The 23,892-nt window shown below is 69.0% G+C and carries 28 protein-coding genes and 1 tRNA gene; 12 read left to right on the top strand and 17 right to left on the bottom strand.

Annotation, left to right across the window (positions count from 1 at the left end):
- Positions 1-183 precede the first annotated feature (183 nt).
- Positions 184-555, top strand: a complete 372-nt coding sequence (locus AB0I81_RS55370; RefSeq protein WP_360676882.1) for a type II toxin-antitoxin system RelE/ParE family toxin — start codon at positions 184-186, stop codon at positions 553-555.
- The gene (locus AB0I81_RS55375) at positions 552-881 is read left to right on the top strand and encodes a helix-turn-helix transcriptional regulator (protein ID WP_360676884.1); all 330 of its coding nucleotides are present in this window, start codon (positions 552-554) and stop codon (positions 879-881) included. The genes AB0I81_RS55370 and AB0I81_RS55375 overlap by 4 nt, the downstream gene beginning before the upstream one ends.
- A 105-nt stretch (positions 882-986) precedes the next feature.
- Here the strand turns inward: AB0I81_RS55375 and AB0I81_RS55380 are convergent.
- From AB0I81_RS55380 to AB0I81_RS55395, 4 genes are all read right to left on the bottom strand, one after another.
- Positions 987-1,059: transfer RNA gene (locus AB0I81_RS55380), tRNA-Thr, on the bottom strand.
- A gap of 20 nt (positions 1,060-1,079) precedes the next feature.
- Positions 1,080-2,042, bottom strand: a complete 963-nt coding sequence (gene rlmB, locus AB0I81_RS55385; RefSeq protein ID WP_360676886.1) for a 23S rRNA (guanosine(2251)-2'-O)-methyltransferase RlmB — start codon at positions 2,040-2,042, stop codon at positions 1,080-1,082.
- Between the two features lie 73 nt (positions 2,043-2,115).
- Positions 2,116-3,507 carry a cysteine--tRNA ligase gene (gene cysS, locus AB0I81_RS55390; RefSeq protein ID WP_360676888.1) on the bottom strand — a complete coding sequence of 464 codons (1,392 nt, stop codon included), beginning with the start codon at positions 3,505-3,507 and terminating at the stop codon, positions 2,116-2,118.
- Positions 3,508-3,550: 43 nt separating this feature from the next.
- Positions 3,551-3,937, bottom strand: coding sequence for a PPOX class F420-dependent oxidoreductase (locus AB0I81_RS55395; RefSeq protein ID WP_360676890.1), 387 nt, complete (start codon positions 3,935-3,937; stop codon positions 3,551-3,553).
- 62 nt (positions 3,938-3,999) lie between these two features.
- Between AB0I81_RS55395 and AB0I81_RS55400 the strand changes: the two genes are divergently transcribed.
- Positions 4,000-5,385 carry a DUF2637 domain-containing protein gene (locus AB0I81_RS55400; protein ID WP_360676892.1) on the top strand — a complete coding sequence of 462 codons (1,386 nt, stop codon included), beginning with the start codon at positions 4,000-4,002 and terminating at the stop codon, positions 5,383-5,385.
- Between the two features lie 300 nt (positions 5,386-5,685).
- Here AB0I81_RS55400 and AB0I81_RS55405 read toward each other — a convergent pair whose 3' ends face one another.
- The 4 genes from AB0I81_RS55405 to AB0I81_RS55420 form a co-directional block, all read right to left on the bottom strand.
- Positions 5,686-5,955, bottom strand: a complete 270-nt coding sequence (locus AB0I81_RS55405; protein ID WP_360676894.1) for a GlsB/YeaQ/YmgE family stress response membrane protein — start codon at positions 5,953-5,955, stop codon at positions 5,686-5,688.
- Positions 5,956-6,052: 97 nt separating this feature from the next.
- Complete coding sequence (locus AB0I81_RS55410) at positions 6,053-6,349, bottom strand: GlsB/YeaQ/YmgE family stress response membrane protein (protein WP_360676896.1); 297 nt, start codon at positions 6,347-6,349, stop codon at positions 6,053-6,055.
- Between the two features lie 181 nt (positions 6,350-6,530).
- Positions 6,531-7,001, bottom strand: a complete 471-nt coding sequence (gene ispF, locus AB0I81_RS55415) for a 2-C-methyl-D-erythritol 2,4-cyclodiphosphate synthase (protein WP_360676898.1) — start codon at positions 6,999-7,001, stop codon at positions 6,531-6,533.
- Positions 7,002-7,018: 17 nt separating this feature from the next.
- Complete coding sequence (locus AB0I81_RS55420; protein WP_043624891.1) at positions 7,019-7,501, bottom strand: CarD family transcriptional regulator; 483 nt, start codon at positions 7,499-7,501, stop codon at positions 7,019-7,021.
- A 251-nt stretch (positions 7,502-7,752) separates the two neighbouring features.
- Here AB0I81_RS55420 and AB0I81_RS55425 point away from each other — a divergent pair, with 251 nt between their 5' ends.
- Positions 7,753-8,337, top strand: coding sequence for a copper chaperone PCu(A)C (locus AB0I81_RS55425; protein WP_360676900.1), 585 nt, complete (start codon positions 7,753-7,755; stop codon positions 8,335-8,337).
- 56 nt (positions 8,338-8,393) lie between these two features.
- Here the strand turns inward: AB0I81_RS55425 and AB0I81_RS55430 are convergent, their stop codons facing one another.
- Together AB0I81_RS55430 and AB0I81_RS55435 are read right to left on the bottom strand one after the other, a co-directional pair.
- A complete protein-coding gene (locus AB0I81_RS55430; RefSeq protein WP_360676902.1) occupies positions 8,394-9,086 on the bottom strand; it encodes a response regulator transcription factor in 693 nt (230 codons plus the stop codon).
- Positions 9,087-9,153: 67 nt separating this feature from the next.
- A complete protein-coding gene (locus AB0I81_RS55435) occupies positions 9,154-10,326 on the bottom strand; it encodes an ATP-binding protein (protein ID WP_360676935.1) in 1,173 nt (390 codons plus the stop codon).
- Positions 10,327-10,459: 133 nt separating this feature from the next.
- Here AB0I81_RS55435 and phoU point away from each other — a divergent pair, with 133 nt between their 5' ends.
- Positions 10,460-11,104 carry a phosphate signaling complex protein PhoU gene (gene phoU, locus AB0I81_RS55440; protein WP_360676904.1) on the top strand — a complete coding sequence of 215 codons (645 nt, stop codon included), beginning with the start codon at positions 10,460-10,462 and terminating at the stop codon, positions 11,102-11,104.
- Between the two features lie 43 nt (positions 11,105-11,147).
- Here phoU and AB0I81_RS55445 read toward each other — a convergent pair whose 3' ends face one another.
- The 6 genes from AB0I81_RS55445 to mshA all read right to left on the bottom strand — a co-directional run bounded on the left by AB0I81_RS55445 (position 11,148) and on the right by mshA (position 16,360).
- A complete protein-coding gene (locus tag AB0I81_RS55445) occupies positions 11,148-12,404 on the bottom strand; it encodes an MFS transporter (RefSeq protein WP_360676906.1) in 1,257 nt (418 codons plus the stop codon).
- Positions 12,397-12,996, bottom strand: a complete 600-nt coding sequence (locus AB0I81_RS55450; protein WP_360676908.1) for a helix-turn-helix domain-containing protein — start codon at positions 12,994-12,996, stop codon at positions 12,397-12,399. The genes AB0I81_RS55445 and AB0I81_RS55450 overlap by 8 nt, the downstream gene beginning before the upstream one ends.
- A 61-nt stretch (positions 12,997-13,057) precedes the next feature.
- Positions 13,058-13,255 carry a hypothetical protein gene (locus AB0I81_RS55455; protein WP_360676910.1) on the bottom strand — a complete coding sequence of 66 codons (198 nt, stop codon included), beginning with the start codon at positions 13,253-13,255 and terminating at the stop codon, positions 13,058-13,060.
- A 587-nt stretch (positions 13,256-13,842) separates the two neighbouring features.
- Positions 13,843-14,586 carry a phosphoglyceromutase gene (locus tag AB0I81_RS55460; RefSeq protein WP_360676912.1) on the bottom strand — a complete coding sequence of 248 codons (744 nt, stop codon included), beginning with the start codon at positions 14,584-14,586 and terminating at the stop codon, positions 13,843-13,845.
- A gap of 37 nt (positions 14,587-14,623) precedes the next feature.
- The gene (locus AB0I81_RS55465; RefSeq protein WP_360676914.1) at positions 14,624-15,103 is read right to left on the bottom strand and encodes a YbjN domain-containing protein; all 480 of its coding nucleotides are present in this window, start codon (positions 15,101-15,103) and stop codon (positions 14,624-14,626) included.
- 21 nt (positions 15,104-15,124) lie between these two features.
- Positions 15,125-16,360 carry a D-inositol-3-phosphate glycosyltransferase gene (mshA, locus tag AB0I81_RS55470; RefSeq protein ID WP_360676937.1) on the bottom strand — a complete coding sequence of 412 codons (1,236 nt, stop codon included), beginning with the start codon at positions 16,358-16,360 and terminating at the stop codon, positions 15,125-15,127.
- A gap of 178 nt (positions 16,361-16,538) precedes the next feature.
- Between mshA and AB0I81_RS55475 the strand changes: the two genes are divergently transcribed.
- The 3 genes from AB0I81_RS55475 to AB0I81_RS55485 all read left to right on the top strand — a co-directional run bounded on the left by AB0I81_RS55475 (position 16,539) and on the right by AB0I81_RS55485 (position 20,929).
- Positions 16,539-17,282: an SDR family NAD(P)-dependent oxidoreductase gene (locus AB0I81_RS55475; RefSeq protein WP_360676916.1), complete on the top strand. Its 744-nt coding sequence runs from the start codon at positions 16,539-16,541 to the stop codon at positions 17,280-17,282.
- On the top strand, positions 17,275-18,066 hold the full coding sequence (locus AB0I81_RS55480; RefSeq protein ID WP_360676918.1) for a class I SAM-dependent methyltransferase: 792 nt from the start codon (positions 17,275-17,277) through the stop codon (positions 18,064-18,066). Before AB0I81_RS55475 ends, AB0I81_RS55480 begins: the two co-directional genes overlap by 8 nt.
- Before the next feature lie 118 nt (positions 18,067-18,184).
- Complete coding sequence (locus AB0I81_RS55485; protein ID WP_360676920.1) at positions 18,185-20,929, top strand: AbfB domain-containing protein; 2,745 nt, start codon at positions 18,185-18,187, stop codon at positions 20,927-20,929.
- A 39-nt stretch (positions 20,930-20,968) separates the two neighbouring features.
- On the opposite strand, the gene AB0I81_RS55490 is transcribed toward AB0I81_RS55485, so the two are convergent.
- Positions 20,969-21,472 carry an O-acetyl-ADP-ribose deacetylase gene (locus AB0I81_RS55490; RefSeq protein WP_360676922.1) on the bottom strand — a complete coding sequence of 168 codons (504 nt, stop codon included), beginning with the start codon at positions 21,470-21,472 and terminating at the stop codon, positions 20,969-20,971.
- Positions 21,473-21,567: 95 nt separating this feature from the next.
- Between AB0I81_RS55490 and AB0I81_RS55495 the strand changes: the two genes are divergently transcribed.
- The 4 genes from AB0I81_RS55495 to AB0I81_RS55510 are packed head-to-tail and all read left to right on the top strand — an operon-like array spanning position 21,568 to position 23,774.
- Positions 21,568-21,924 (top strand): BlaI/MecI/CopY family transcriptional regulator, encoded by a 357-nt coding sequence (locus AB0I81_RS55495; RefSeq protein WP_360676924.1) that lies wholly within the window; start codon positions 21,568-21,570, stop codon positions 21,922-21,924.
- Entirely contained in the window at positions 21,921-22,826 is a 906-nt protein-coding gene (locus AB0I81_RS55500) for a M56 family metallopeptidase (protein WP_360676926.1), read from the top strand. The genes AB0I81_RS55495 and AB0I81_RS55500 overlap by 4 nt, the downstream gene beginning before the upstream one ends.
- A 60-nt stretch (positions 22,827-22,886) precedes the next feature.
- A complete protein-coding gene (locus AB0I81_RS55505) occupies positions 22,887-23,378 on the top strand; it encodes a helix-turn-helix domain-containing protein (protein ID WP_360676928.1) in 492 nt (163 codons plus the stop codon).
- A 3-nt stretch (positions 23,379-23,381) separates the two neighbouring features.
- Complete coding sequence (locus AB0I81_RS55510; RefSeq protein ID WP_360676931.1) at positions 23,382-23,774, top strand: hypothetical protein; 393 nt, start codon at positions 23,382-23,384, stop codon at positions 23,772-23,774.
- Positions 23,775-23,892: the final 118 nt, after the last annotated feature.

The following is a 23,892-nucleotide window of genomic DNA, read 5'->3' on the forward strand; positions in this document are numbered from 1 at the left end:
CTGCGGTATTTGTGCCTGTGTCGGAGCGCGGCCCACGCATACGGGGCACGGCCTGCCGACATCCTGCCCATGTGTCCGGCCAGCCACGGAAGCTCACGCCTCCAAGACGCGCATCGACTAGTGGGATCACCCACTGGCTTCGCCATAAGTCACACGTTATACTGCCTGCATGCCTGGGAGATCGTGCTGCTTGAGCCCGTCGAATCGTGGTTCCTCAAGCTCTGCGAGAGCGATCCAGACTCCGCTGCTTTGATCGAGAAGGCCATTGACCGCCTTTCCGAAGTCGGCCCTGCCCTCGGGCGTCCATTGGTCGACACCCTGATAGACGGCGACATGAGCAACCTCAAGGAGCTACGCCCAGGCTCGCGAAAGCGGACAGAGATCAGAATCGTGTTCGTCTTTGATCCGGACAGGGAAGCCATCTTCCTCGTGGCCGGTGACAAGGCCGGTAGATGGTCACGCTGGTACGAGGAAGCGATCCCACTGGCAAAAGCACGCTACGCCGAGTACCGCGCCGCCAAGTCTGCTGAGACGAAGAGGGAGGACAAACGATGAGCCCAGGACGCAACTGGCGTGAGGTCAAGGCGGAAGCGCACCGGTTGTACCCCGAACTGACCGACCCGCAGCGGCAGGCCGACGCCGATGCCCACCTGGATGCCTATGTCGCCGGTCACCACCTGAAGGAACTGCGCAAGTCCGTCGGTAAGACGCAGTCTGAGGTCGCTGCTGCTCTCGGGATTTCGCAAGCACGCGTATCCCAGATCGAGAACGGCGATCTGGACTCGATGGAGCTCGAGACCATCCGCGCCTACGCAGCCGCCCTTGGTGGCCACGTCGATGTGACGATCAGCGTTGGCCCACACTCGGTACGGGTCGCTTAACCATGAATCGCGGCGCCCGCCGGCAGTGGGCGGTCCGCGACATTACCCTGGCAAACAAAGAAGCCCCTGACGGCGAATCGCCTGTTCAGGGGCTTCTTGTTGCAGAGCCGACGAGGGGAATCGAACCCCTGACCTTCTGTTTACAAGACAGATGCTCTGCCGATTGAGCTACGTCGGCACGGCCTACCAGTGTAGACGCTAGAGGCGCCTGTGACGAGCGACTTCATACAGCGCCACCCCGGCAGCCACACCCGCGTTGAGCGACTCAGCCGCCTGTATCGGGATGCGGGTCACCACGTCGCACTGTTCGCGCACCAGACGCGACAGTCCCTTGCCCTCCGAGCCCACGACCACCACCAGCGGCTCGGTCAGCAGGTCGACGTCGCCGATGTCGGTCTTGCCGGCGCCGTCGAGGCCCACCACGAACAGGCCGGCGTCGCGGTACTCGCGGAGTGCCGCCGTCAGGTTCGACGCGCGGGCCACGCGCAGGTTGGCGAGCGTGCCCGCCGAGGTCTTCCAGGCGCCGCCCGTGACGCCGGCCGCGCGGCGGGACGGGATGAGCAGGCCGTGGGCGCCGAAGGCGGTGGCGGAGCGGGCGATGGCACCGAGGTTGCGCGGGTCGGTGACCGAGTCCAGGGCAACGATCAACGGCGCTTCTGCGGCGTCCTGGGCGAGTTCGACCAGTTCGGATGGGTGCGCGTAGTCGTAGGGCGGGATCTGCAGGGCGACGCCCTGGTGTACGCCGCCCTCGGTGAGGCGGTCGAGCTTGTCGCGGCTGGCCTCAAGCAGGGCGATGCCGCGTTCGGCCGCGATCTTGATGGAGTCGCGTACGCGGTCGTCGTTGTCGATGCGCTGCGCCACGTGCAGGACGCTGGCCGGCACGCCGGCCTGCAGCGCCTCCAGCACCGGGTTGCGGCCGCCGATGTAGTCGGGGGCGTCTTCCGAGCGGCGCTGCGGCCTGGCGGGACCCGGACGCCGGGCACCGCCGCGCTCCTCGCGCGCGACCCGCTCCTCGCGGGCCTTGTCCTTGTACCAGTGGCGCGCTTCGGCAGGCGGAGTCGCGCCCCTGCCCTCAAGCGACCGGCGGTTCTGCCCACCCGTGCCCTTGGCCGGGCCCTTTTTCTTCGCGGGCCTGCCCGATGCCCTACCGCCTGCTGCCATGTCACCAAGGGTACTCGGGCTGCCGGGGCGGTCGTCCCATATCACCCAACCGCCCCGGACCGAGATCACGCGGTCAGTGGCTGAGCTCCCAGCGGGCCCCGTGCGGGGTGTCCTCCACCGTGATGCCGGCGGCGGCGAGCTGGTTTCTGATCGCGTCCGCGGCGGCGTAGTCCTTGCGCTCCCTGGCCGCCTTGCGCTGCTCAAGCGCCACCGCCACCAGCGCGTCCACGACGGGCTTCAGGTCGGAGCCGGCCCCCCGCCACTGCGGCGAGCGCGGGTCGAGGCCCAGGACGTCCAGCATGTTCTGGGTCTCGGCCAGCAGGCGCGCCACGGCCTCCTTGTCGCCGCGCGACAACGCCACGTTGCCCTCGCGCACCACCTCGTGCACGACCGCCAGCGCCTGCGGCGTGCCCAGGTCGTCGTCGAGCGCGTCGGCGAACGCCTGCGGCAGCGGCGCGTCGGCGTCCACGTCGTGGATGACCTCGGCGGCCCGCGTCACGAAACCCTCAATGCGCTGGTACGCCGCCGCGGCCTCCAACAGCGCTTCCTCGGAGTAATCGATCGAGGAACGGTAATGCGGCGCGGCCAGGTAGTAACGCAGCTCCACCGGCCGTACCTTCTGCACCATTTCCGGAATCAGCAACGAGTTGCCGAGCGACTTGCTCATCTTCTCGGCGCCGATCTTGAGCATCCCGTTGTGCATCCAGTAATGCGCGAATCCGTCGCCGGCCGCCTGCGACTGGGCGATCTCGTTCTCGTGGTGCGGGAAGATCAGGTCGATCCCGCCGCCGTGAATGTCGAACGCCGGCCCCAGGTACTTCGTCGCCATGGCCGAGCACTCCAGGTGCCAGCCGGGACGCCCCGGCCCCCACGGCGTCGGCCACGTCGGCTCGCCCGGCTTCTCGCCCTTCCACAGGGCGAAGTCGCGCGGATCGCGCTTGCAGGACTCGTCGTCGGTGTCCGCCGCGGGCCGCATGTTCTCGACCTTCTGGTTGGACAGCGAGCCGTAACGGTCGGCGTAGGACTGCACGCTGAAGTAGACGTCGCCGCCGGAGGCGTAGGCGTGCCCGCGCTCGATCAGCCGCTCCATCAGGGTGATCATCTCGGGTACGTGCCCCGTGGCCCGCGGCTCGACCGTCGGCGGCAGGCAGCCCAGCGTGTCGTAGGCCCAGGTGAAGGCCCGCTGGTTGCGCTCGGCCACGACGAACCAGGGCACGCCCTCCGCGGCCGACACCCGGATGATCTTGTCGTCGATGTCGGTGACGTTGCGGCAGAACGTCACGTCGTACCCCGTACGCGCCAGCCAGCGCCTGAGTACGTCGAAGTTCACGCCCGAGCGAATATGGCCGATATGCGGAGGAGCCTGCACAGTGGCCCCACACAGATAAATCGACGCCCGGCCGGCTTCGACCGGAACGAATTCACGGATGGCGCGCGTGCTGGTGTCGTAGATGTGCAGGGTCACGAAGGCAAGGCTAACGCCTCGGAGGCGCAATCAGGTCGATAAATCAGCCCCGCAGGAAGACCCTCTCCGGAGAGATCCGTACAATGAGCCGCTCCGTGCCCGGTTTGTCCTCCCACGGCTGGCCCCGGTACTTCTGCGACAGCTCCTCGATCAACGCCCCCTCGGGGTCGGGCGTCATCGTCACCCGCCCGCGCACCTCCACATAGCGGTACGGATTGCCCGGATCGATCACCAGCAGGCTGGCGCGCGGGTCACGCTCGTAGTTACGCGGCTTCCTGCGCCCCTTCACGGTCGAGAACACCACGTCGTCGCCGTCCGTACGGACCCACACCACCGACGACTGCGGCCCGCCGTCGGCGTTGAGGCTCGTCACTGTCGCGAAATTCGGCGCGTCCAGAAGTTGGCGGACATCTGCCGACAGCTCGGTCATACGGGGCCTCCCTTGATCGGTCTTGACCCCCATTGTTCTGTAGGCTCGAAAGTGCCATGGACGTGACTCCCCCCTCTGTGCTCCGCCGCCTGGGCCTCGCCCTGGCCGGGCTCGCGGTGGCCGCCCTCGCCGGGGCCGCCTGCGCGCTCTCCTTCGACGACCTGCGCGCGCTGGCCCTCACCGGTGAGGCCCGGCCCGACCTGGCCTTCCTCTATCCGGCGGCTTTCGACGCGCTGCTGGTCATCGCGCTGCTCGGCGTGCTCCTGCTGCGCTCGGCCAAGCTGCTCGTACGCGTGCAGGCCGCGTTCCTGCTGGTCCTGCTCATCGCGGCGGCAGCGGCGGCCAATGTGGCGACGGCGGTGCGGTTCGTGTTCGACGTACGGCAGACGGCCATCGGCGTGGCCCTGGCGCCCTGGGTCATGCTGGCCCTGGCGCTGTGGGTGTGGTTACTGCTGATCAAGCATGTGCAGGCGCGGCGCGCCCCGGCCCACGAGGACCAGGAGCGGGACAGGGATCGTACGGCGGAGCTGGACATCGTGCCGTTCCACCGTGCCCATCCGCAGGCCGAGGCGCCGCCTCCGCTGGCCACACAGGCGGCTCCCGGGCATGTGCTGGAGCCCACCCCGTTGGTCGGCCCTACCGCCGCCCCTGAGACTCCGCCGGTCGCGGCCCAAGTGTCGGAGCGGCCGATGCGGGAGGGTGCGGGTAAGGGTGAGGATGAGGAGGAGGCGGGCAGCGAGCCGGAGCGCATGCCGGAGGAGCGATCCCGTCAGTCGGAGCCCGCGCTGGAGGAACGACCCCGCGAGCCCGAGCCCGCGCTGGAGGAGCGACTCCAGCGCTCAGAACTCGCGCACGAGGAACGACCTCAACGCTCAGAGGCCGCACCGGAGGAGTGGGTCCGTCAGTCGGAGCCCGCGCTGGAGGAGCGATCCCCCGAGCCCGAGCCCACACTCGACGAGCGATCTCGCGAGCCGGAACCCATGCCGGAGGAGCGGCCCCGCTGGCCAGAGCCCGTTTCGGAGCTGGCCCGCCAACCGGAGGCCATCCCGGAGCAGGCCCGCGAGCCTGAGCGCGTACCGACGCCTGAGCCCGAGCCTGAGCCTGAGCGGGTTCCGGAGCCCGAGCCGGTGCCAGAGCCCCAGCCGGAGCCGGAGCCGTTGAAGCGGCCCGTTCGATGGGGTGACCGTGTCAAGCCGTCCGACGTCCTGGTCCACCCTCTCCCCGAGGACCAGGACGACGACAAGGACGCCGACACCCAGCCGCACCCCATCGTCGGCGACGACACCCCCGCTCCAGGTCACGGCCGCGCGGCCGCCAACCACACGGAGGGTCGCCGGGACGACGCGGACGACGAGATGGAGGACACCGCCCCGCACCCGGTGATCCACGACGACACCCCAGCCCCTTCAGGACGCCTGCGCAGCACCCCACGCCCGCCCCAGGACTGAGGAACAGCGGCCGAGGCGCCCTACAAGGCCATCACGGGACCGGCAGGCCCTGAGGCAGGCCGCCGGGCCCTCGGACGATGCTCTCTGGCAGGTGGTCAACGGCAGGTGGCCGACGGCAGGTGGCCGACCCGCGGACGATGCCCTCTGGCCGGTAGCTGGCCCGCGGATAAGGCCCTCTGACGGGTAGGCGGCCGAGATAGCCGGCTCGTCAGAGGGCAAGGGTTCCAGGGCAATGGCGACAGGCCCGCCCGGGAGGGTTCCCGGGCGGGCCTCTGTATCCCGCCTTGCGGTCGGGCGTCCTCAGACGCTGGAGCCGCGCCGAAGCCCGGCCACCAGTCCGACCCCGACGATCGCGAGCACCACCTGCATCACCAGCTCGATCCAGTCGATGCCGGGCGTGGTCTCCACACCAAGCACCTGTGCGAGCAGCGTGCCCAGGAGGGCGGCCACGATGCCGACGACGATGGTGAGGATCCACCCGATGGCCTGCCTACCGGGAAGCAGCAGACGACCGATTGCGCCAATGACGGCGCCAATCACGATGGCGCCAAGGATGGATTCGATGGTCATGACATGAAACCTCCCCGTGAAAGTGAGCGGTTCACTCTCACGGGGAGTCGGCTACCCGATCTACGGCGATTATGCGCCGTCTTGACGAATCGCCAGGTCAGGTCATGGTTCGACCGGTGCGGCCACCGCCACCACCGCGCCCCATGCCCATCCGGGTCACAAGGAGCACACCGATGACGGCCAGCACGAGCTGGAGTATGTGCTCGATCCAGTCGATGCCTCTCGTGTCGGCCCAGCCGAACGCGTGCGCGATCAGCGTGCCGACCAATGCGGCCACGATGCCGACGATAAGGGTCAGGCCGATGGACATGTTCTGCCTGCCAGGCACCAGAAGCCTGGCCAGCGCACCGACGATGGCGCCGATGACTACTGCGGAAACAATCGCGCCGATCATGTGTAGCTCCCCCCGAGACGTTCACATGTCTTGGGGACACATACCCCTGATCAGGCAAAACTACCCAGAGGAAGGCGGCGGTCCGTACCGCGCCAGTGACGAACCGCCGCCTCCGAACTGGGTGGGCCGCGCGACGGCCCGTAAGGACACCGTCAGGGTCCCTTGGTATGACGCTGCGCAATCAGGAAAGGTTGACGACCAGTGCCGTCGCGATGGCCGCGACGCCCTCGCCGCGCCCGGTCAGGCCCAGCCCGTCGGTGGTGGTGGCGGAGATGCTCACAGGCGCGCCCACGGCGGCGCTCAGCGCCTTCTCCGCCTCTTCCCTGCGGGGAGCCAGCTTGGGCCGGTTGCCGACCACCTGGACGGCCACGTTGCCGATCTCGAAGCCCGCGGCGCGTACCTGGCGGGCGGTCTCCTCAAGGAGGGCGGCACCCGTGGCGCCCGCCCAGCGCGGGTCCGTCGTGCCGAACAGCCGGCCCAGGTCGCCCAGGCCGGCCGCGGACAACAACGCGTCGCAGGCCGCGTGCGCGGCGGCGTCGCCGTCGGAGTGGCCCTCAAGCCCGGCCTCACCCGGCCAGCTCAGGCCCGCGAGGTTGAGCTCGCGCCCTGAGTCACTCGAAGCGAACGGGTGGACGTCGACACCGACGCCCACCCGCGGAAGATTCGTGTTCAGGAGTTGAGAACCTCGTCGAGAAGGGCCTCAGCCTTGTCCTCATTGGTCTTCTCGGCCAAAGCCAACTCACTGACCAGGATCTGACGCGCCTTGGCGAGCATGCGCTTCTCGCCCGCGGACAGACCGCGCTCGCGGTCCCTCCGCCACAGGTCCCGAACCACCTCGGCGACCTTGTTCACATCGCCGGAGGCGAGCTTCTCGAGATTGGCCTTGTATCGACGAGACCAGTTGGTCGGCTCTTCGGTGTGCGGCATCCGAAGGACATCGAAAACCCGCTCAAGGCCTTCCTGGCCGACAACATCGCGCACGCCGACGAGTTCTGCGTTTTCTGCTGGCACCTGGACGGTAAGGTCGCCCTTGTCGACCTTGAGCACCAGGTAGGTCTTTTCCTCACCCTTGATGGATCGCTTCGTGATTGCTTCGATCCGAGCAGCCCCATGGTGGGGGTAGACGACAGTGTCGCCGACCTGGAAAGTCATGTGACAAGTACCCCTTCCGCTGTACTCCAGGGTACCACGCATCCACAGCCTCCCGGAACAGTGAAATCCTCATAACTGCAGGTCAAAGCCGCATATTGGGGCTTGACAACTGCTCAACTCTATGAATCGCATTTCCGGACATAGCGAATGACCTGCGGGGGTGTGGATATGACCTTGCATAGGGGTGGATATGGTGGGCGCTGCACATCACGCACGCGCGACACCTGCGCAGAACCAAGGAGAACCCGCCCGTGACCAGCCCTCGCTGGATTGTCGTAGCCGCCGCGTTCTTGGCAGCCCCCGTGCTCACGGGCTGCGGGGCTGGATTCGACGCCACCACCAACAAGCCGTACGCGCCGAACGAGGCGCAAGTGTTGATCGAAAACGGTAAGTACGGCAAGAGCGGCATTCACATCCCGCAGGCGTTCATCCTGGGGCCCGACTCCGGAGCGCAGCTCGCCTGGCGCGGCTCCGCCCCGATCTACCTGAACATCCTGAACACCGCCGGCGCCCCCGACACCCTGCAGGCGGTCTCGGCGGGCAACATGGGCACGGTGAAGGTGACGGCCCCCATCCAGCTCCCGAGCAACCAGCTCGTCAACACCGGCAAGCCGACGCCGCAGATCATGCTTGAGGCGATCCCCAAGAGCCTCAGGGGCGGCGAGAGCATCAAGTTGGACCTCCAGTTCGCCAAGGCCGGAGTCGTGTCCATGGACGTGCCTGTGGTCACGCGCAGCCGCGAGTTCAAGGACTACCCCCCGGCCCCGAACGCCACCCCGCCCCCTTCGCCCACCCCGACCCCGACCGCCCCGGCGGCTGAGGAAGAAGCTCACTGACCCGGCAGCGGACATGACAAAACCCCGGTACCGACCGAACTGGTACCGGGGTTTCGTCACTCCTCGACGGCGTCGAACTTGTAGCCCAGGCCCCGCACCGTCAGGATGCAGCGCGGGTTCGACGGGTCGGACTCGATCTTGGCGCGCAGGCGCTTGACGTGCACGTCCAGCGTCTTGGTGTCGCCCACGTAGTCGGCACCCCAGACGCGGTCGATGAGCTGGCCCCTGGTCAGCACCCGTCCGGCGTTGCGCAGCAGCACCTCAAGGAGCTCGAACTCCTTGAGCGGCAACTGCACCTGCTCCCCCCGCACGGCGACGACGTGCCTGTCGACGTCCATGCGCACCGGGCCGACGGCCAGCACGGCCGTGTCCAGCTCCTCCACGACGTCGCCCTGGCGGCGCAGCACCGCGCGGATGCGGGCCACCAGCTCGCGCGAGGAGAACGGCTTGGTGACGTAGTCGTCGGCGCCCAGTTCCAGGCCCACGACCTTGTCGATCTCGCTGTCCTTGGCCGTCAGCATGATGACCGGCACCTTGGAGCGCTGCCGCAGCGAGCGGCACACCTCCGTACCGGGCAGACCGGGCAGCATCAGGTCGAGCAGCACCAGATCGGCGCCGTTGCGGTCGAAGGTGTCCAGCGCCTCGGGCCCGGTGGCCGCGACGGACACCTCGAAGCCCTCCTTGCGCAACATGTACGACAGTGCGTCGGAGAAGGACTCCTCATCCTCCACAACGAGTACGCGCGTCATGAGTTCTCCTTCGCCGGACCCGTGACGCCATGAGCGCTGTGTCCGATTGTTGCTTCGCTTCGCTCAGTCACGAGGCTGCCTCCAGGGGCATCGAGGGTGGTACTGCCACCGCCGTGCCGCCGAAGGCGGGCAGGCGGAGCGTGAAGGTGGAGCCGGACCCTTCCTTGCTCCAGACGGACACCTCGCCGGCGTGCGCGGCGGCGACGTGCTTGACGATGGCCAGGCCGAGCCCGGTGCCGCCGGTGGCGCGCGAGCGGGCGGCGTCGACGCGGAAGAAGCGCTCGAAGATGCGCTCCAGCGCCTCCTCCGGGATGCCGATGCCCTGGTCGCTGACGCTGATCTCGACGGAGTCGCCCGCGGGCCGCACGCTGACCACGACCCTGGTGTGGTCGGGACTGTAGGCGACGGCGTTGTCGATCAGGTTGCGCAGGGCGGTGACGAGCAGTTCGTCGTCGCCCCAGATGCGCAGGCCCTCGGTGCCGCCGGTGACGAGCCCGATGTCCTTGGCGGAGGCCCTGGTGTTGCAGTATCCGATGGCGTCGTTGATGGCCTCGTCGATGGAGACCTGGCCCGGCGTGGGGATGGGCTCGGCGCCCTGGATCCTGCTGAGCGTGATCAGGTCCTGGATGAGGTAGTTGAGGCGGGCGGCTTCGAGCTGCATGCGCCCGGCGAAGCGGCTGACCGCCTCGGGGTCGTCGGCGGCGTCCTGGATGGTCTCGGCCAGCAGGCTCATGGCGCCCACCGGGGTCTTCAGCTCGTGGCTGACGTTGGCGACGAAGTCGCGGCGCACGGCCTCGACCCTGCGCCGCTCCGTCTGGTCCTCGGCCAGCACCAGCACCTGGCCGTAGGAGCCGAGCGGTGCCACGCGGACTGCGAAGTTTGTGGTTTCTTGACCGAATTTGTGCCCGGCGACGTCGATCTCGCTCTCGCGGATCTCGCCGTCGCGGCGTACCTGCCTCGCCAGCGCGAGCAGTTCCGCGGCCATCAGGCGGTCCCCTTTGACCAGCCCGAACGCCCGTGCGGCCGAGCTGGCGCGCAGGACGCGGTCGTGGGCGTCGAGGACCACCGCGGAGGAGGGCAGCACGGCGAGCACGGACGCGACGCCCTGCGGCAGCGCGGCACCGGTCTCCACTCCGTCCGTCGCGGCGGTGCGGTTTGGCGCCTCGATCTGGTTCCGATAGAACAGGACCGCCAGCGCGCCCACCACGAACCCGGCCAGGGCCGCGAAGCTCATGGCCATCTCACTCATGCCTCCGATGGTAGGTGGCCTTCTGTCACGGACAGACCCTCTCATCAGGGGATGAACGACCCTTTCCTGGAAAGTTCATCTAGCTGTAGGGGTTCGTTCATCGACAGGGTCGTACGGTGACGACATGCGCGACGCGTACCATGAGGAACTCGATTCACTGACCGACAAGCTGGTCGAAATGACCCGCCTTGTTCGTTCTGCCATTTCACGGGCCACCACGGCTCTCCTTGACGCCGACCTCCAGCTCGCCGAGAGTGTCATTTCCCGCGACGAGGAAGTGAACGCGACGTTCGCCGACATCGAATCGTCGATCTTCGAGCTGATGGCCAGGCAGCAGCCGGTCGCGGTGGACCTGAGGAGCGTCATCACGGCGCTGCGCATGGGCACCGACCTGGAACGCATGGGAGACCTGGCCGTGCACGTGGCCAAGGTCGCCCGCCTGCGGCACCCGGACTCCGCGATCCCGCCGGGGCTCCGCTCCACGATCCTGGAGATGGGGCAGATCGCCGAGAACCTGGTCACCAAGGCCGGCAGCTGCGTGGCCTCGCGGGACGTGGAACAGGCGTTGGAGCTTGAGCAGGACGACGACGCCATGGACAGGCTGCATCGCAAGCTGTTCAGGAACATCTTGTCCAAGGATTGGCAACACGGGGTGGAGCCGGCCATCGACATCACGTTGGTCGGCCGGTACTACGAGCGATACGCGGATCATGCGGTACGGGTGGCCTCGGATGTGGTCTACCTGGTCACGGGCACCCGCCCAAGCTAACAGCCCCCGGTGGTGAGGTCCCGGACCTCACCACCCGCCCAAGCTAACAGCCCCCGGGGGTGAAGTCCCGGACCTCACTCCCACGGCTGTCCCGCGTGCTGACCAGAACGAGCACGCCCGCCGAGATCAGGCCACCGGCGTGCAGGCACAGCGTCGCGACGATGCCGAGCCGTTCACCGAGCACGCCCGCCAGCGCCATCCCGAGCAGCGACGTGGCGGCCTGGGCGCTGCCGAGCAGCCCGAAGACCGTACCCACCCGGCCCTCGCCGGCGACCGTCTGGGCGTAGGTGGTCATTCCCGCCACCAGCACCGCGGCCGGCAGCCCGGCCAGGGCGATCAGCACGACGGCGGGCCACAACTCGCGCGTCACGAGCGGGTAGGTGAACAACGCCAGGTCCGCCAGCCCGAACACGACCGTCCCCCAGCCGAACAACGCCCGCGGCGTCGCCTTCCCCGGGCGCGCGGCCACCGCGATGCCACCCGCGATCCCGCCGACCGCCTGCGCCGACAGGAACAGCCCGTACGCCTCCCCCTCCCCGCCGAGCACGTCCGCCACGAACGGCGCGGTGAGCGTGCCGAAGATGCCTTCACCCAAACCCGTGATCACCATGTACGCCACCAGCAGGCGCACGCCGCGATTCTCCCTGGCCAGCCGCAGTCCGGCGACCCACTGCCCGCCCACGGTGACCGTCACGGCCGAGGATCGGGCGGGCGTCCGCAGCCCTGCCATCAGCAGCGCGGAGAGCAGGAAACCGGCCACGCCGATCCCGACCACGGCGGCCATCCCGCCGGCGCCGACCGCGACCCCGCCCGCCAGCGCGCCCAGCAGCCTGGCGGCCTGGCCGCTCTGCCCGTGCAACGCGTTGGCCCTGACGAGTTGCGACTCGGGCACGATCTGCGGCACGAGTGCCTTCTGCGCGGGGAACAGCACCGTGCTGATCACGCCCGTCCACAGGGCGACGGCGTAGACGATCCAGACCTGGCCCGGATCGCGTACCGCGAGCAGGGGCAGCAGCCCCAGCGCGAGCAGCAGGTCCGTGGCCACCAGCAGCCTGCGGCGGTCCCACCGGTCGGCGAGCACCCCCGCCAGCGAGCCGAGCAGGACGTCCGGGAGGCGGGCGGCCAGCAGCATAGTTGCGCTGGACAGCGTGGAGCCGGTGAGCACGTAGATGTGGTACGCCAGGCCGGTGCTGATGACCCAGTCGCCGGTCTGCGAGATCAGTCCTGCAGAGAGCAGCCGCCGGTAGTCCCGGTTGTCCGCTAACAGGCCTCTGATCCCGGCGGCCCCGACCTCAGTCACCGGTGCCGGTCACGGGCAGCGGGACCAGGAGATGGGCCGACAACACGGGCCTGGCCCCCTCCGGCCGTTCTGACGGGTCGGTGATCCGCGCCATCAGCGGCTCCATCAGGCGGCCGATCGCGTTTTCGAGTTCGGTGAGCTCGTCGGGGGTGACGTAGAGGTAGCTGTTGCCGACCCCGCCGTAACCCCGCCATTCCTCCGGCTCCTGCGCACGGCGTTCCCGCCACTCGGCGAGCTGAGCCAGCGCCCGTTCGATGATGACCTGTTCCAGCAGGCCCCGGGCGGCCGAGAACTCGGGGTCGGACTCGGTGTTCGACCACTCCTGGCTGAGCGTGGTCGCCCGCCACGGCCGTTCCCGCTCGTCGCGTGCCTCCGCCTGCTCCACGAAGCCGTACCTGGCCAGTTGCCGCAGGTGGTAGGAGGCCAGCGCCTGGCTGATGCCGACCTCGCGGGCGGCGTCGGCGGCGGTCGTGGCGCCGGAGCGCATCAGCAGCTCGTGCAGCGCCAGGCGGACGGGATGGGCGAACGCGCGCATCGCGACCGGGTCGTCGAGCTTCCGCCGCGGAAGCTCACGCCAAGATTCCAAAGACATGCTTGGAATCTTGAGCCGACGGGTTCCCGGATGTCAAGGAATCCTTTGGAATGCGGGCGGGTCAGGCGCGGCGCTTGGCGGTGTACGGCAGCACGAACAGGACCAGGCCGGTGAGCAGCTGCAGGATGAGCGGGAACAAGGGCAGGTAGAAGACCCACATGGCGGGCTCCTCCTGGGTGACGGCGACGATGGCGACGAGCACGGTCGCCGTGAAGGCGATGGACAACCAGCGGTGGCTCTGCCGGATCCACTTGCTCATGGGAATCTCCTCGAAGGTGAGCGGCTACGGGACGGCCACGCTAGTCGCGGCCCTTTCCCGGCGCTTCTCGATTCCTGACCAGTTCCGGAGGATGCCGGAGCCGTCCCTCCGCAGGCTTTGTGTGGCCCGGGGCCGCGATTTCTGGCAGCCTGGTAAAAGTTCACGCGGTGGTAATGGGAGGATCGATGCCGGACGACAACGCCACGAGTACGGGTCGTTGTTGCGTATGCAAGCGCACATTTACCTTCGACCCAAAAAAGGTACTTACCGCCCTCATAGACCCAGAAACCGGGCTTCCTCCAGGCTTCTCCGCTCTGGGTACGCTACGTCCGGCCAGGCCGGATGCCGTGGCCCGATCCACCGACGAGCCCATCTGTCCCGATTGCCTGGACCGGGCCAAACGGTACAACGAAGCGATGAATCCTCCGCCTCCGCAGTGGGAAATCTGGCCACCAACCAGGAATTAATTTCCCCGCCTGTGAGGAGCGTGCGGGCGCCGGCACTAATATCGACTTCGGGCAGGCCGGTAACAGAGCCAGGGCGGAGGAGACCCCTCCGCCCAAGCTCAACCATTTAGCGCCGAGTTGTCAGCGGCCCTGATTGGCGACGGCTTCGATGGCGGCCTTGGCGGCCTCCGGGTCGAGGTAGCGGCCACCGGGGACGGTCGGCCGGAAGTCGGCGTCGAGCTCGTACAGCAGCGGGATGCCCGTCGGGATGTTGAGGCCGGCGATCTTCTCGTCGCTGACGCCGTCCAGGTGCTTGACCAGGGCGCGCAGCGAGTTGCCGTGCGCCGCGACGAGGACCGTGCGGCCGGCCGAGAGGTCGGGGACGATCTCGTCGTACCAGTACGGGAGCATCCGGTCCACCACGTCCTTCAGGCACTCCGTACGGGGCATGAGCTCCGACGGCAGCAGGGCGTAGCGGGCGTCGCCGGCCTGGGAGTATTCGTCGCCGTCGGCGATGGGCGGCGGCGGCACGTCGTAGGAGCGGCGCCACAACATGAACTGCTCGTCGCCGAACTCCTCCCGCGTCTGGGCCTTGTTCTTGCCCTGCAGCGCGCCGTAGTGGCGTTCGTTGAGCCGCCAGCTGCGCTTCACCGGGAGCCAGAGCAGATCCGCCTCGCCCAGCGCCAGCTGGGCCGTCTGGATGGCCCTGGTCAGCAGGCTGGTGTGCAGGACGTCCGGGCGGACTCCGGCCTCCTGCAGGAGCTTGCCGCCGCGGCGCGCCTCGTCCTCGCCCTTGGCAGAAAGGCTCACGTCCACCCAGCCGGTGAACAGGCCCTTCGCGTTCCAGTCACTCTCGCCGTGCCTTAGCAGCACCAAAGTCGCCATGCGGCCAATCCTATGGTTTGGGGGAGGGTCGAAGGAGTCAGCGGTCCGGGTCGGCGAAGCGGGCGAAGGCCTGGAGGTTGGCCAGGGACTCGCCGCGCTTGGCGCGCCACTCCCACTCCCGTCTGATCGACGAGGCGAAGCCCAGTTCTAGCGCCCGGTCGAACCATTCGTCGGCGTAGGTCAGCACGCAGCCGAGCAGGCGGTCGATCTCTTCCGCCGTGACGGCCCGCAGCGGGGTCCGGCCCACGAGGTAGACGTCGCCGACGGGGTCGAGGGAGAAGTGCACGCCGTACATCGAGCCGTTCTTGCCGAGCAGCCAGCGGTAGAACTCGGTGTGGTTCTCGTCGGGCTGCCGGCAGAAGAACGCCTCGACGTGCAGCGCCCGCTCGCCCACGATCAGCCACGTCATGGTGGCGAGCTTGTGCTGTCCGGGCAGCTTGACCAGGAACGCCCCCGGCCGCGGCTCGTCGTAGGAGACGTCCGCGGCCTTGAGCGCTGCTTCGACGACATCGCGCATGCCGTCCACACTAGGGGAGTGTCAGGAGACGGCGATGGGCATCTTGTGCAGGTTCGCCATGGCGCCGGCGTAGACCTCCATCAGGTGCGCGGCGGTGGCCTGCCAGCCGAAGGCGGCCGCGTGCGTACGGGCGCCCTCCGAGAGCTGGTCGCGCCAGCGCGGCGCGGTGATGAAGCGGCGCAGCACCTTCGACCAGTCGCCCGGGTCGTGGCCGTCCACGAGCAGGCCGGAGACCCCGTTGTTGACGGCGGTGCGCAGCCCGCCGACCGAGGCGGCGGCCACCGGCGTGCCGCATGCCTGTGACTCCAGCGCCACCAGGCCGAACGATTCGCTGTGGGAGGGGACGACGGTGACGTCGGCGGCCCGGTACCAGTCGGCCAGTTCGTGCTGAGGGGCCGGGGGGACGAGGCGGACGACGTCGGAGATGCCGAGTTCGGTGGCCAGGTTCGTGAGGATTTCCGGCTTGGCCAGGCCGTTGCCCGAGGGGCCGCCGACGCAGGCCACGACCAGGCGCTCACGCAGGGAAGGGTCGTCGATGAGCATCCTGGAGGCGGCGCGGAGCAGCACGTCGGGGGCCTTGAGCGGCTGGATGCGGCCGACGAACAGCAGCACGTGGGCGTTCTGCGGAAGGCCGAGGCGGTGGCGGGCGGCGCCCTGTGAAGCGGGCTGGAAGACGGTGAGGTTGACACCCGGGTTCACGACGGCGACGCGTTGTTCGGGCGCGCCGTAGAGGTCGATCAGCTCGCGAGCCTCGTCGCCCGTGTTGGCCACGAGGCGATCGGCGATTCCCACGACCTGCTCCTCGCCGACCACGCGCGCCTGGGGCTCCGGCTTGTCGCCCTTGGCGAGCAGCAGGTTCTTGACCTTGGCCATGGTGTGCATGGTGTGCACGAGCGGCACGCCCCAGCGTTCCTTGGCCAGCCAGCCGACCTGGCCGGACAGCCAGTAGTGGGAGTGGATGACGTCGTAGCGGCCCGGGTCGTACATGGCCTCGGTGCGCAGCACCTCCGACAGGAAGGCGCAGAGCTGGGCGGGCAGGTCGGCACGTTCCATCTCCTCGTACGGCCCCGCCGTGATGTGGCGGACGAGGACGCCGGGGACCAGTTCGGCCACGGGCGGCAGGTCACGGGCGGTCGCCCGGGTGAAGATCTCCACCTCCACACCGAGTTGGGCCAGCCGCTTGGCGGACTCGACGATGTACACGTTCATGCCGCCGGCGTCGCCCGTACCGGGCTGGTCCAGCGGCGATGTGTGCATGCTGATGGTCGCGACCCGGCCGACGCGTCGTCGCCTCACCCGAACCCACCTCCGAAACGCCTCACGCGATACCACCTCCAAGCGGATTACAACCATCCCGAATTTTTCGACATTCCCGACAGACGGTCACAACTGGGGGTACAAGACCGCCCTTATCTCCTGCTGGCAGGATGTGACCATGCGGAAAACGGCTGTAGTGACGGGTGCGAGCAGCGGAATCGGGGAGGCGACCGCGCGCCGGCTCGCCGCCGAGGGTTTCGACGTGGTGGCGGGCGCACGGCGCCGCGACCGGCTGGACAAGCTGGCCGCCGAGACGCCCTCGATCAGGGCGGTGACGTTGGATGTGACCTCTCAGGAGTCCGTGGACGCGCTGGCCGCCTCGCTGGAGCGTTGTGACGTGCTGGTCAACAACGCCGGAGGCGCGCTCGGCGCGGATTCCGTGGCCGACGGCCGGATGGACGACTGGCAGCGCATGTACGACGTGAACGTGCTGGGCTCCCTACGCATGACCCAGGCGCTGCTTCCCAAACTCGCCGAGTCGGGGGACGGCATGCTGGTGATGCTCACTTCGACGGCCGGGCACGGCGCGTACGAGGGCGGGGGCGGCTACGTGGCGGCCAAGCACGCCCAGCGGACCATGGCCGAGACGCTCCGTCTTGAGCTGGTCGGCCAGCCCGTGCGGATCGTCGAGATCGCGCCCGGCATGGTGCGCAGCGAGGGGTTCGCGGTCACCAGGTTCAGGGGCGACGAGGCGGCCGCTGCCCGCGTGTACGAGGGCGTGCCGGGCCCGCTGACCTCGGACGACGTGGCCGACGCGATCGCCTGGTGCGTGACCCGCCCGGCCCACGTGAACGTGGACCGCCTGGTGATCCGCCCCCGCGCCCAGGCCGCGCAGCACAAGGTGCACCGCGTCGGTGGTTAAGCCGGTCGGGACGATCACCCGGGGCACGACCGGGCACAACCGGCTGCGCCGCTGCGACCGCTGGGTGGCGGCGGTGCACGGCCCGCGACTGCGCTCCGTGGCGCGGCCGCTGGTCGTGGACCTCGGGTACGGAGCCTCGCACACGACGACGCTGGAGTTGTTCACCCGGTTGCGGCGGGTGGCCCCGGAGGTCGAGGTGGTGGGGATCGAGATCGACCCGGCCAGGGTGGCGGTGGCCAAGCCGCATGAGCGGGAGGGGCTGAGCTTCCGGCTGGGCGGCTTTGAACTGCCCGTCCCCCGCCCGCCCATGCTGGTGCGGGCCTTCAACGTGCTGCGCCAGTACGGCGAGGAGGAGGCGTGGCGGCACTGGGACGCGCTGCGGAGCCGGCTGGCTCCCGGCGGCGTGCTGGTCGAGGGCACCTGCTCCGAGACCGGGCGGCGGGCGGTCTGGGTGGGGCTCACGCCCGGCGGGCCGGAGACGATCACGTTCGCGGCCCGTTTCGACGCCTTCGAGCGGCCTTCCGACCTGGCCGACCGGCTGCCGAAGACGCTCATCCACCGGAACGTGCCGGGTGAGCGGATTCATGCGTTTCTGAGCGACTTCGACCGCGCCTGGGCGGTCAGCGCGCCATATGGGGCGCATGGGCGGCGGCAGCGGTGGCTGGCCGCGATCCGGGTTCTGTCCGCGTCCTGGCCGGTGCCTGCACGGGCGCCGCTGGGCGGAGCTGCCAGGTGGCGGCTTGGTGAGCTGACCCTTCCCTGGGAAGCCGTCGCCCCACGCTGAAAATGGTCTATTTCGCACACGGGATCTCCGGTATATGGTTCCGTTGCGATCCAACTCGTTCAAGTTCGGTCGCAACCTGTCGGGGGAAGTCAGGCACGGTCCTCGTCAAGGAGCCGAGATGAGCAGATTCTCAGGCTGGGCCCGCCGCCTCACCGCGGTGCTGGTCCTCTCAGGAGCAGTCGTCGCCTTACCCGTGCAGGAGGCGCTCGCCGCGCCTCCGCTCACCACCCCATGGACCGCCGAGGTGACCCCGGCCAACGCGTTGCCGGAGTATCCACGGCCCCAGCTCGTACGCTCCGAATGGCAGAACCTCAACGGCCTGTGGCAGTTCGCCGCGACCGGCTCCATCAACACGCCGCCCACCGGTCAGAACCTGGCCGAGCAGGTCCTGGTGCCGTACCCGATCGAATCGGGACTCTCGCGCATACAGCGGCACGAGGACCGCATGTGGTACCGCAGGACCTTCACCGTTCCGAGCACCTGGTCGGGCCGCCGGGTGCGGCTCAACTTCGGCGCGGTGAGCTGGGAGACCCGGGTCTGGGTGAACGGCACCTCGGTCGGCACCCACACCGGCGGCTACGACCCGTTCGGCCTCGACATCACCGGAGCCCTGCGCGCCGGCTCGAACGAGCTGATCGTCGGCGTGTACGCCCCGGTGGACGCCGCCGGCGCGCCCATCGGCAAGCAGCGCCGCTCCCCCGGCGGGATCTTCTACACCGCCCACTCCGGCATCTGGCAGACCGTGTGGCTGGAACCGGTCAACGTGGCGGCCGTCACCCGCCTGGACACCGTGCCCGACGTGGCCGCCGGCCAGCTCGACCTGGTCGTACAGGCGGCCGGGGCCTCGGGGCAGCAGGTGCGGGCCGAGGTCATGACGGGCGGGACGGTGGTCGGCACCGCGACCGGCGCGATCGGCGCGCACCTGCGGGTCCCGGTGCCGAACGCCCGGTTGTGGACGCCCGACGATCCGTTCCTGTACGACCTCAGAGTCACCCTCACCGGCACCGGCGGCGGCGACGTCGTGACCGGATATTTCGGGATGAGGTCGGTGGGCAAGGCCATGGTCGGCGGCGTGTTGCGCCCGACGCTGAACGGCCGGTTCGTCTACCAGCTCGGCACCCTCGACCAGGGCTACTGGCCCGACGGCATCTCCACCGCCCCCACCGACGCGGCCCTGCGCTTCGACCTGGAGCAGCAGAAGGCGCTCGGCTTCAACACCGTACGCAAGCACGTCAAGATCGAGCCCGCCCGCTGGTACTACTGGGCCGATCGGCTGGGCCTGATGGTCTGGCAGGACATGCCCTCGATGCGCACCGGCGCCAGCCCCTCGACCGCCGACCGCGCCAACTTCGAGAGCGAGTTGCGCCGCATGGTGGACAACCTGCGCGGGATCACCTCGATCGTGCAGTGGGTGCCGTTCAACGAGGGCTGGGGCGAGTACGACCCCGCCCGCATCGCCGACCTGGTCAAGAGCTGGGACCCCAGCCGCCTGGCGAACAACAACTCCGGCTCCAACTGCTGCGGCTTCGACGGCGGCAACGGCGACGTCATTGACGACCACATCTACGTCGGCCCCGGCACGCCGCAGCGGCCCAGCGCGAGCAGGGTGGCAGTGCTGGGCGAGTTCGGCGGCCTCGGCCTGCTCAGCCCGGGTCACCAGTGGCCGGGCAACGGCTTCGCGTACGAGATGACCTCGGACTCCACCGCGCTGACCAACCGCTACGTCTCGATCAACGAGCAGCTCAAGCCGCTCATCGTGAACAACGGCCTGTCGGCGTCCATCTACACCCAGCCCACGGACGTGGAGAACGAGGTCAACGGCCTGTGGACGTACGACCGCCGGGTGCCGAAGATGAACGCCGAGCGGGTGCGTACCGTCAACCGCTCGGTGATCCAGGCCGCCACGGGCCTGGCGGCGGGCAGCCTGGTCTCGCTGCGCGTCACCACCTCCGGCCACACCGACCGCTACCTGCGCCACCAGGACGGCCTGGCCCGCACGGACGTGGTCGGCGCGGGCAGCGCGGACGCGCTCAAGCAGGACGCCACCTTCTGGACGCGGCCCGGACTGGCGAACAACACCTGCTTCTCCTTCGAGTCGCGCAACTTCCCCGGCCGCTACCTGCGGCACGCCGGCTTCCGGGTACGCAACGACGCCCGCGACGGAACGGCCCTGTTCGACCAGGACGCCACCTTCTGCGCCCGCGCGGCGCAGGCGGGGACCGGGGTGTCGCTGGAGTCGCTCAACCTGCCGGGCCACTTCCTGCGCCACCACAACGACGCCGTCTACGTGGCGCGCAGCGGCGGCCCCAACGCCTGGGACACCGCCGCCTCGTTCGCCGCCGACGTCACCTGGTTGCCGAGCACGCCGTGGTGGCGCAGCGGGGCCGGCCTGACGGTGGGGGCGGCCCAGTCGCTGCGCGTGACCACGCCTGGCTTCACCGACCGGTACCTGCGCCATCAGAACGCGCTGGCGCGCACCGACGTGGTGAACGCCTCCAGCGCGCAACTTCTCAAGGAGGACGCCACGTTCTATGTGCGGCGGGGGCTGGCCGATGGGAGTTGCTACTCCTTCGAGTCGCGTAACTTCCCCGGCCGCTACCTGCGGCACGCCGACTTCCGGGTACGCAACGACGCCCGTGACGGGACTACCCTGTTCGATCAGGACGCCACGTTCTGCGCCCAGCCGCCCAGGGCCGGGGGCACGGGGGTGACGCTGGCGTCGTACAACATCTCGGGGCACGCCGTCCGGCACTATGCCGAGGCCGTCCACATCGCGGTGCCGGGCGGGTCGCACGCCTTCGACTCACCGGCCAGTTACGACCAGGACACGACCTGGGCCGTCGCGCCGCCGTGGGCGCCCTGAGCTGAAAGAGCGCGCCCCCGACCTCTTGGGGGCGCGCTCTCAGCAGTGTGCCTGGAAGATGGCATAGGCGTCGGCGTCGAACAGCACGAACCTCACGTCACGCACGGCGGTGTCCGCCTGCCGGACCGTTTCCAGGGCGATCCCGGCGGCGTCGTCCATGGGCCAGCCGTAGATGCCGGTCGAGATCGCGGGAAAGGCCACCGAAGCGGCGCCCAGCGAGTCGGCCACCCGCAGCGACTCCCGGTAGCAGGAGGCCAGCAGCTCGGAGCGGTCCTCCGACTTGGAGTGGACGGGGCCGACCGTGTGGATGACCCACCTGGCGGACAGCCGGCCGGCCGTCGTGGCCACCGCCTGGCCGGTCGGCAGGCCCTTGCCGTAGTGGCCCGCGCGCAGTTTCCGGCACTCCGCCAGGATCTCGGGCCCGCCCTTGCGGTGGATGGCGCCGTCCACGCCGCCGCCGCCCATGAGCGAGGAGTTGGCGGCGTTGACGATGGCGTCGGTCCGCTGCTCGGTGATGTCGCCCCGGACCAGCATGAGATTCATCTCACTGAGCTTGTCACCTGCCGCCGGCCCTTGTCACGGAGGACTCACCCCACCCGAATGCCAGCTCGACGCTCTGTAGAGCTACCCTGAAGGGCGTGAAGGGTCTCGGCGAGCTTGAACGCAGCATCATGGACATCCTCTGGGCGGAGAACAACGCACTGACCGCCCGCGAGGTCGGCAAACTGATTGCCGACCGCGACCTGGCCCCCACCACGGTCATGACCGTTCTCGACCGCCTCACCCGCAAGGGCTTCCTCGAACGCACCCGCGACGGCCGCGCCTGGCGATACCAACCGGCGGAAAGCCGCGACGCATACATCGCCGAGCTTATGCTGGAAGCCTTGGACCTGACGGGCGACCGCTCGGCCGCCCTGACCCGCTTCGCCCAGACCGTGTCGGGCTCTGAGGCGGAGATCCTGCGCAGAGCCCTTACGGAGCTGGAGGAAGAGTGATCACGGCAGCGGCGTTGGCAGCGCTCGCCACGGCGTGCGCTGTCGGCTCCTGGCGTTTCACCACGGCCCGGTGGACCTCACGCGCCCCCCGGCTGGCCATCATTCTCTGGCAGTCCCTCGGCGTGACCTGGGGGCTGGCCACCACGGGCGCGATACTCGCCTACGCCGTACAGCCCTACGGCTCCGGGGTGCTGAGCGGGCTGCTGGCGTTCGCGCATGGCGAAACGCCCGCCCAAGCCTGGGACCCGTTGCATGTGCTGGCCCTGATCGCGGGGCTGACCGCGCTGACCGTGCTGGTCGTGGTGCTGCTCACCGCGGGCGTGCAGGCGCTGCGGGCCCGCCGCAGGCATCGCATGTTGCTGACGCTGATCTCCCGCGACGATCCGGGCGTGCCGGGCGTGCGGGTGCTGGCCCACCCCAGCGCCGCCGCGTACTGCGTGCCGGGGCTGCGCTCGCAGGTCGTGGTCAGCGAGGGCGCGCTCAAGCTGCTGTCGGAGGACGAGCTGGCGGCGGTGCTGGCGCACGAGGCCGCGCACGTACGCGAGCGCCACGACCTGGTGCTGCTGCCGTTCGCCGCGCTGCGCAGGGCGTTGCCCTGGTCGAAGGTGGTGGCCGACGCGCAGGCGCAGGTGGAGCTGCTGATCGAGATGGCCGCCGACGACCGTGCCCGCCGCTACTGCTCGCCGCGCAGGCTGGCCACGGCACTGCTGCGATTCGGTACGGCCGGGGCCATGCCCACTCCGCACGGCATGATGGGCCTGGGCGCCCACAACGTCATGGCCAGGGTGGATCGCCTGATCAAGCCGGGTCCCGAGCTGGCCGCGTCGGTGCGCTATGGCTTCATCACGCTTTCTGTGACTTTGCTCACCAGCGCCCCATTTCTGTGGGTCATCCAGCTCTGATGCTTGCTGGTGTTAACCATCCTGTTTGCAATTGCAAGCAGCGCGAGGCAGACTGTGGGCATGGCACTACCCAAGGTCGGCTCGATCGGTGAGTACATCCGCGAACAGCGGCAGCAGGCGAAGATCTCGCTGCGCCAGCTCGCCGCGGCGGCCGGGGTCTCCAATCCCTACCTCAGCCAGATCGAGCGCGGACTGCGTAAACCCAGCGCGGAGATTCTCAACCAGATCGCCAAGGGTCTGCGCATCTCCTCGCAGGCGCTTTACGTGCAGGCGGGCCTCATCGAGGACCGCGAAGCGCCGAGCGATGTGATCACCGCGATCAGGGCCGACGGCAACCTCAGCGAACGGCAACGCCAGGTCCTGATCGATATCTATGAGTCGTTCCTCAAGGAGAAGCGCGCCGAAGACGAGCAGACCTCCCAGAATGCCCATCTCCGGCACGACCCCGATTCGGACGACGAGCCACTGCCCGAGGAGTTCCTCGCCGCGCTTGAGCCCTTCGCGACGACTCCCCGGAGCGGCGACGCCACCCAGGAAACCAAGGAAGGTTAACCCATGACGCTGGCCACCGAGGTCAAGAAACTCACCGACTCCAAGCCGTTCTACGCCGTAGCCGGCGTCGGCGACTTCGCCGTGGAGAAGCTGCGCGAGCTGCCCGAGCAGCTGCTGAAGCTGCAGTCGCGCCGCTCCGAGCTGGCCAAGGACCTGCCGGTCAAGGCCCGCGAGTACGCCGACAAGGCCGAGGGCTTCGCCAGGGAGCTGCCCGACAAGGCCCGCGTGTACGCCGACCAGATCGGTCTCAAGGCCACCGAGGTCTACGAGGACTTCGCCACCCGTGGCCGCAAGGTCGTCAGCAAGACGACCGGCGAGGCCGCGCTGGAGCTCGAAGAGGTGTCCGAGGCCGCCGAGCCCGCCACCGCCACGCAGACCGGGACCGCCAAGTCCTGAGCCGTACCGAGGCCCGTCTCCCATCGGGGCGCATTCAAGGGGTCGTCGCAACACGGTGATCACTTGCTGGCGGCAAGCATAGCGAGCCAGATGGGTTCCGTATCCTTCCGGTTTGGGG

The organism is Nonomuraea sp. NPDC050404 (assembly GCF_040655495.1).
Taxonomy (GTDB): Bacteria; Actinomycetota; Actinomycetes; order Streptosporangiales; family Streptosporangiaceae; genus Nonomuraea.

Excerpts from the sequence above, each read along its gene's own strand:
- AB0I81_RS55375 (WP_360676884.1), top strand. The coding sequence starts at position 552 with ATGAGCCCAGGACGCAACTGGCGTGAGGTCAAGGCGGAAGCGCACCGG.
- rlmB (WP_360676886.1), bottom strand. The coding sequence starts at position 2,042 with ATGGCAGCAGGCGGTAGGGCATCGGGCAGGCCCGCGAAGAAAAAGGGC.
- AB0I81_RS55395 (WP_360676890.1), bottom strand. The coding sequence starts at position 3,937 with ATGACCGAGCTGTCGGCAGATGTCCGCCAACTTCTGGACGCGCCGAAT.
- AB0I81_RS55405 (WP_360676894.1), bottom strand. The coding sequence starts at position 5,955 with ATGACCATCGAATCCATCCTTGGCGCCATCGTGATTGGCGCCGTCATT.
- AB0I81_RS55410 (WP_360676896.1), bottom strand. The coding sequence starts at position 6,349 with ATGATCGGCGCGATTGTTTCCGCAGTAGTCATCGGCGCCATCGTCGGT.
- AB0I81_RS55420 (WP_043624891.1), bottom strand. The coding sequence starts at position 7,501 with ATGACTTTCCAGGTCGGCGACACTGTCGTCTACCCCCACCATGGGGCT.
- AB0I81_RS55430 (WP_360676902.1), bottom strand. The coding sequence starts at position 9,086 with ATGACGCGCGTACTCGTTGTGGAGGATGAGGAGTCCTTCTCCGACGCA.
- AB0I81_RS55435 (WP_360676935.1), bottom strand. The coding sequence starts at position 10,326 with ATGGCCATGAGCTTCGCGGCCCTGGCCGGGTTCGTGGTGGGCGCGCTG.
- phoU (WP_360676904.1), top strand. The coding sequence starts at position 10,460 with ATGCGCGACGCGTACCATGAGGAACTCGATTCACTGACCGACAAGCTG.
- AB0I81_RS55450 (WP_360676908.1), bottom strand. The coding sequence starts at position 12,996 with ATGTCTTTGGAATCTTGGCGTGAGCTTCCGCGGCGGAAGCTCGACGAC.
- AB0I81_RS55455 (WP_360676910.1), bottom strand. The coding sequence starts at position 13,255 with ATGAGCAAGTGGATCCGGCAGAGCCACCGCTGGTTGTCCATCGCCTTC.
- AB0I81_RS55460 (WP_360676912.1), bottom strand. The coding sequence starts at position 14,586 with ATGGCGACTTTGGTGCTGCTAAGGCACGGCGAGAGTGACTGGAACGCG.
- AB0I81_RS55465 (WP_360676914.1), bottom strand. The coding sequence starts at position 15,103 with ATGCGCGATGTCGTCGAAGCAGCGCTCAAGGCCGCGGACGTCTCCTAC.
- mshA (WP_360676937.1), bottom strand. The coding sequence starts at position 16,360 with ATGCACACATCGCCGCTGGACCAGCCCGGTACGGGCGACGCCGGCGGC.
- AB0I81_RS55475 (WP_360676916.1), top strand. The coding sequence starts at position 16,539 with ATGCGGAAAACGGCTGTAGTGACGGGTGCGAGCAGCGGAATCGGGGAG.
- AB0I81_RS55485 (WP_360676920.1), top strand. The coding sequence starts at position 18,185 with ATGAGCAGATTCTCAGGCTGGGCCCGCCGCCTCACCGCGGTGCTGGTC.
- AB0I81_RS55490 (WP_360676922.1), bottom strand. The coding sequence starts at position 21,472 with ATGAATCTCATGCTGGTCCGGGGCGACATCACCGAGCAGCGGACCGAC.
- AB0I81_RS55505 (WP_360676928.1), top strand. The coding sequence starts at position 22,887 with ATGGCACTACCCAAGGTCGGCTCGATCGGTGAGTACATCCGCGAACAG.
- AB0I81_RS55510 (WP_360676931.1), top strand. The coding sequence starts at position 23,382 with ATGACGCTGGCCACCGAGGTCAAGAAACTCACCGACTCCAAGCCGTTC.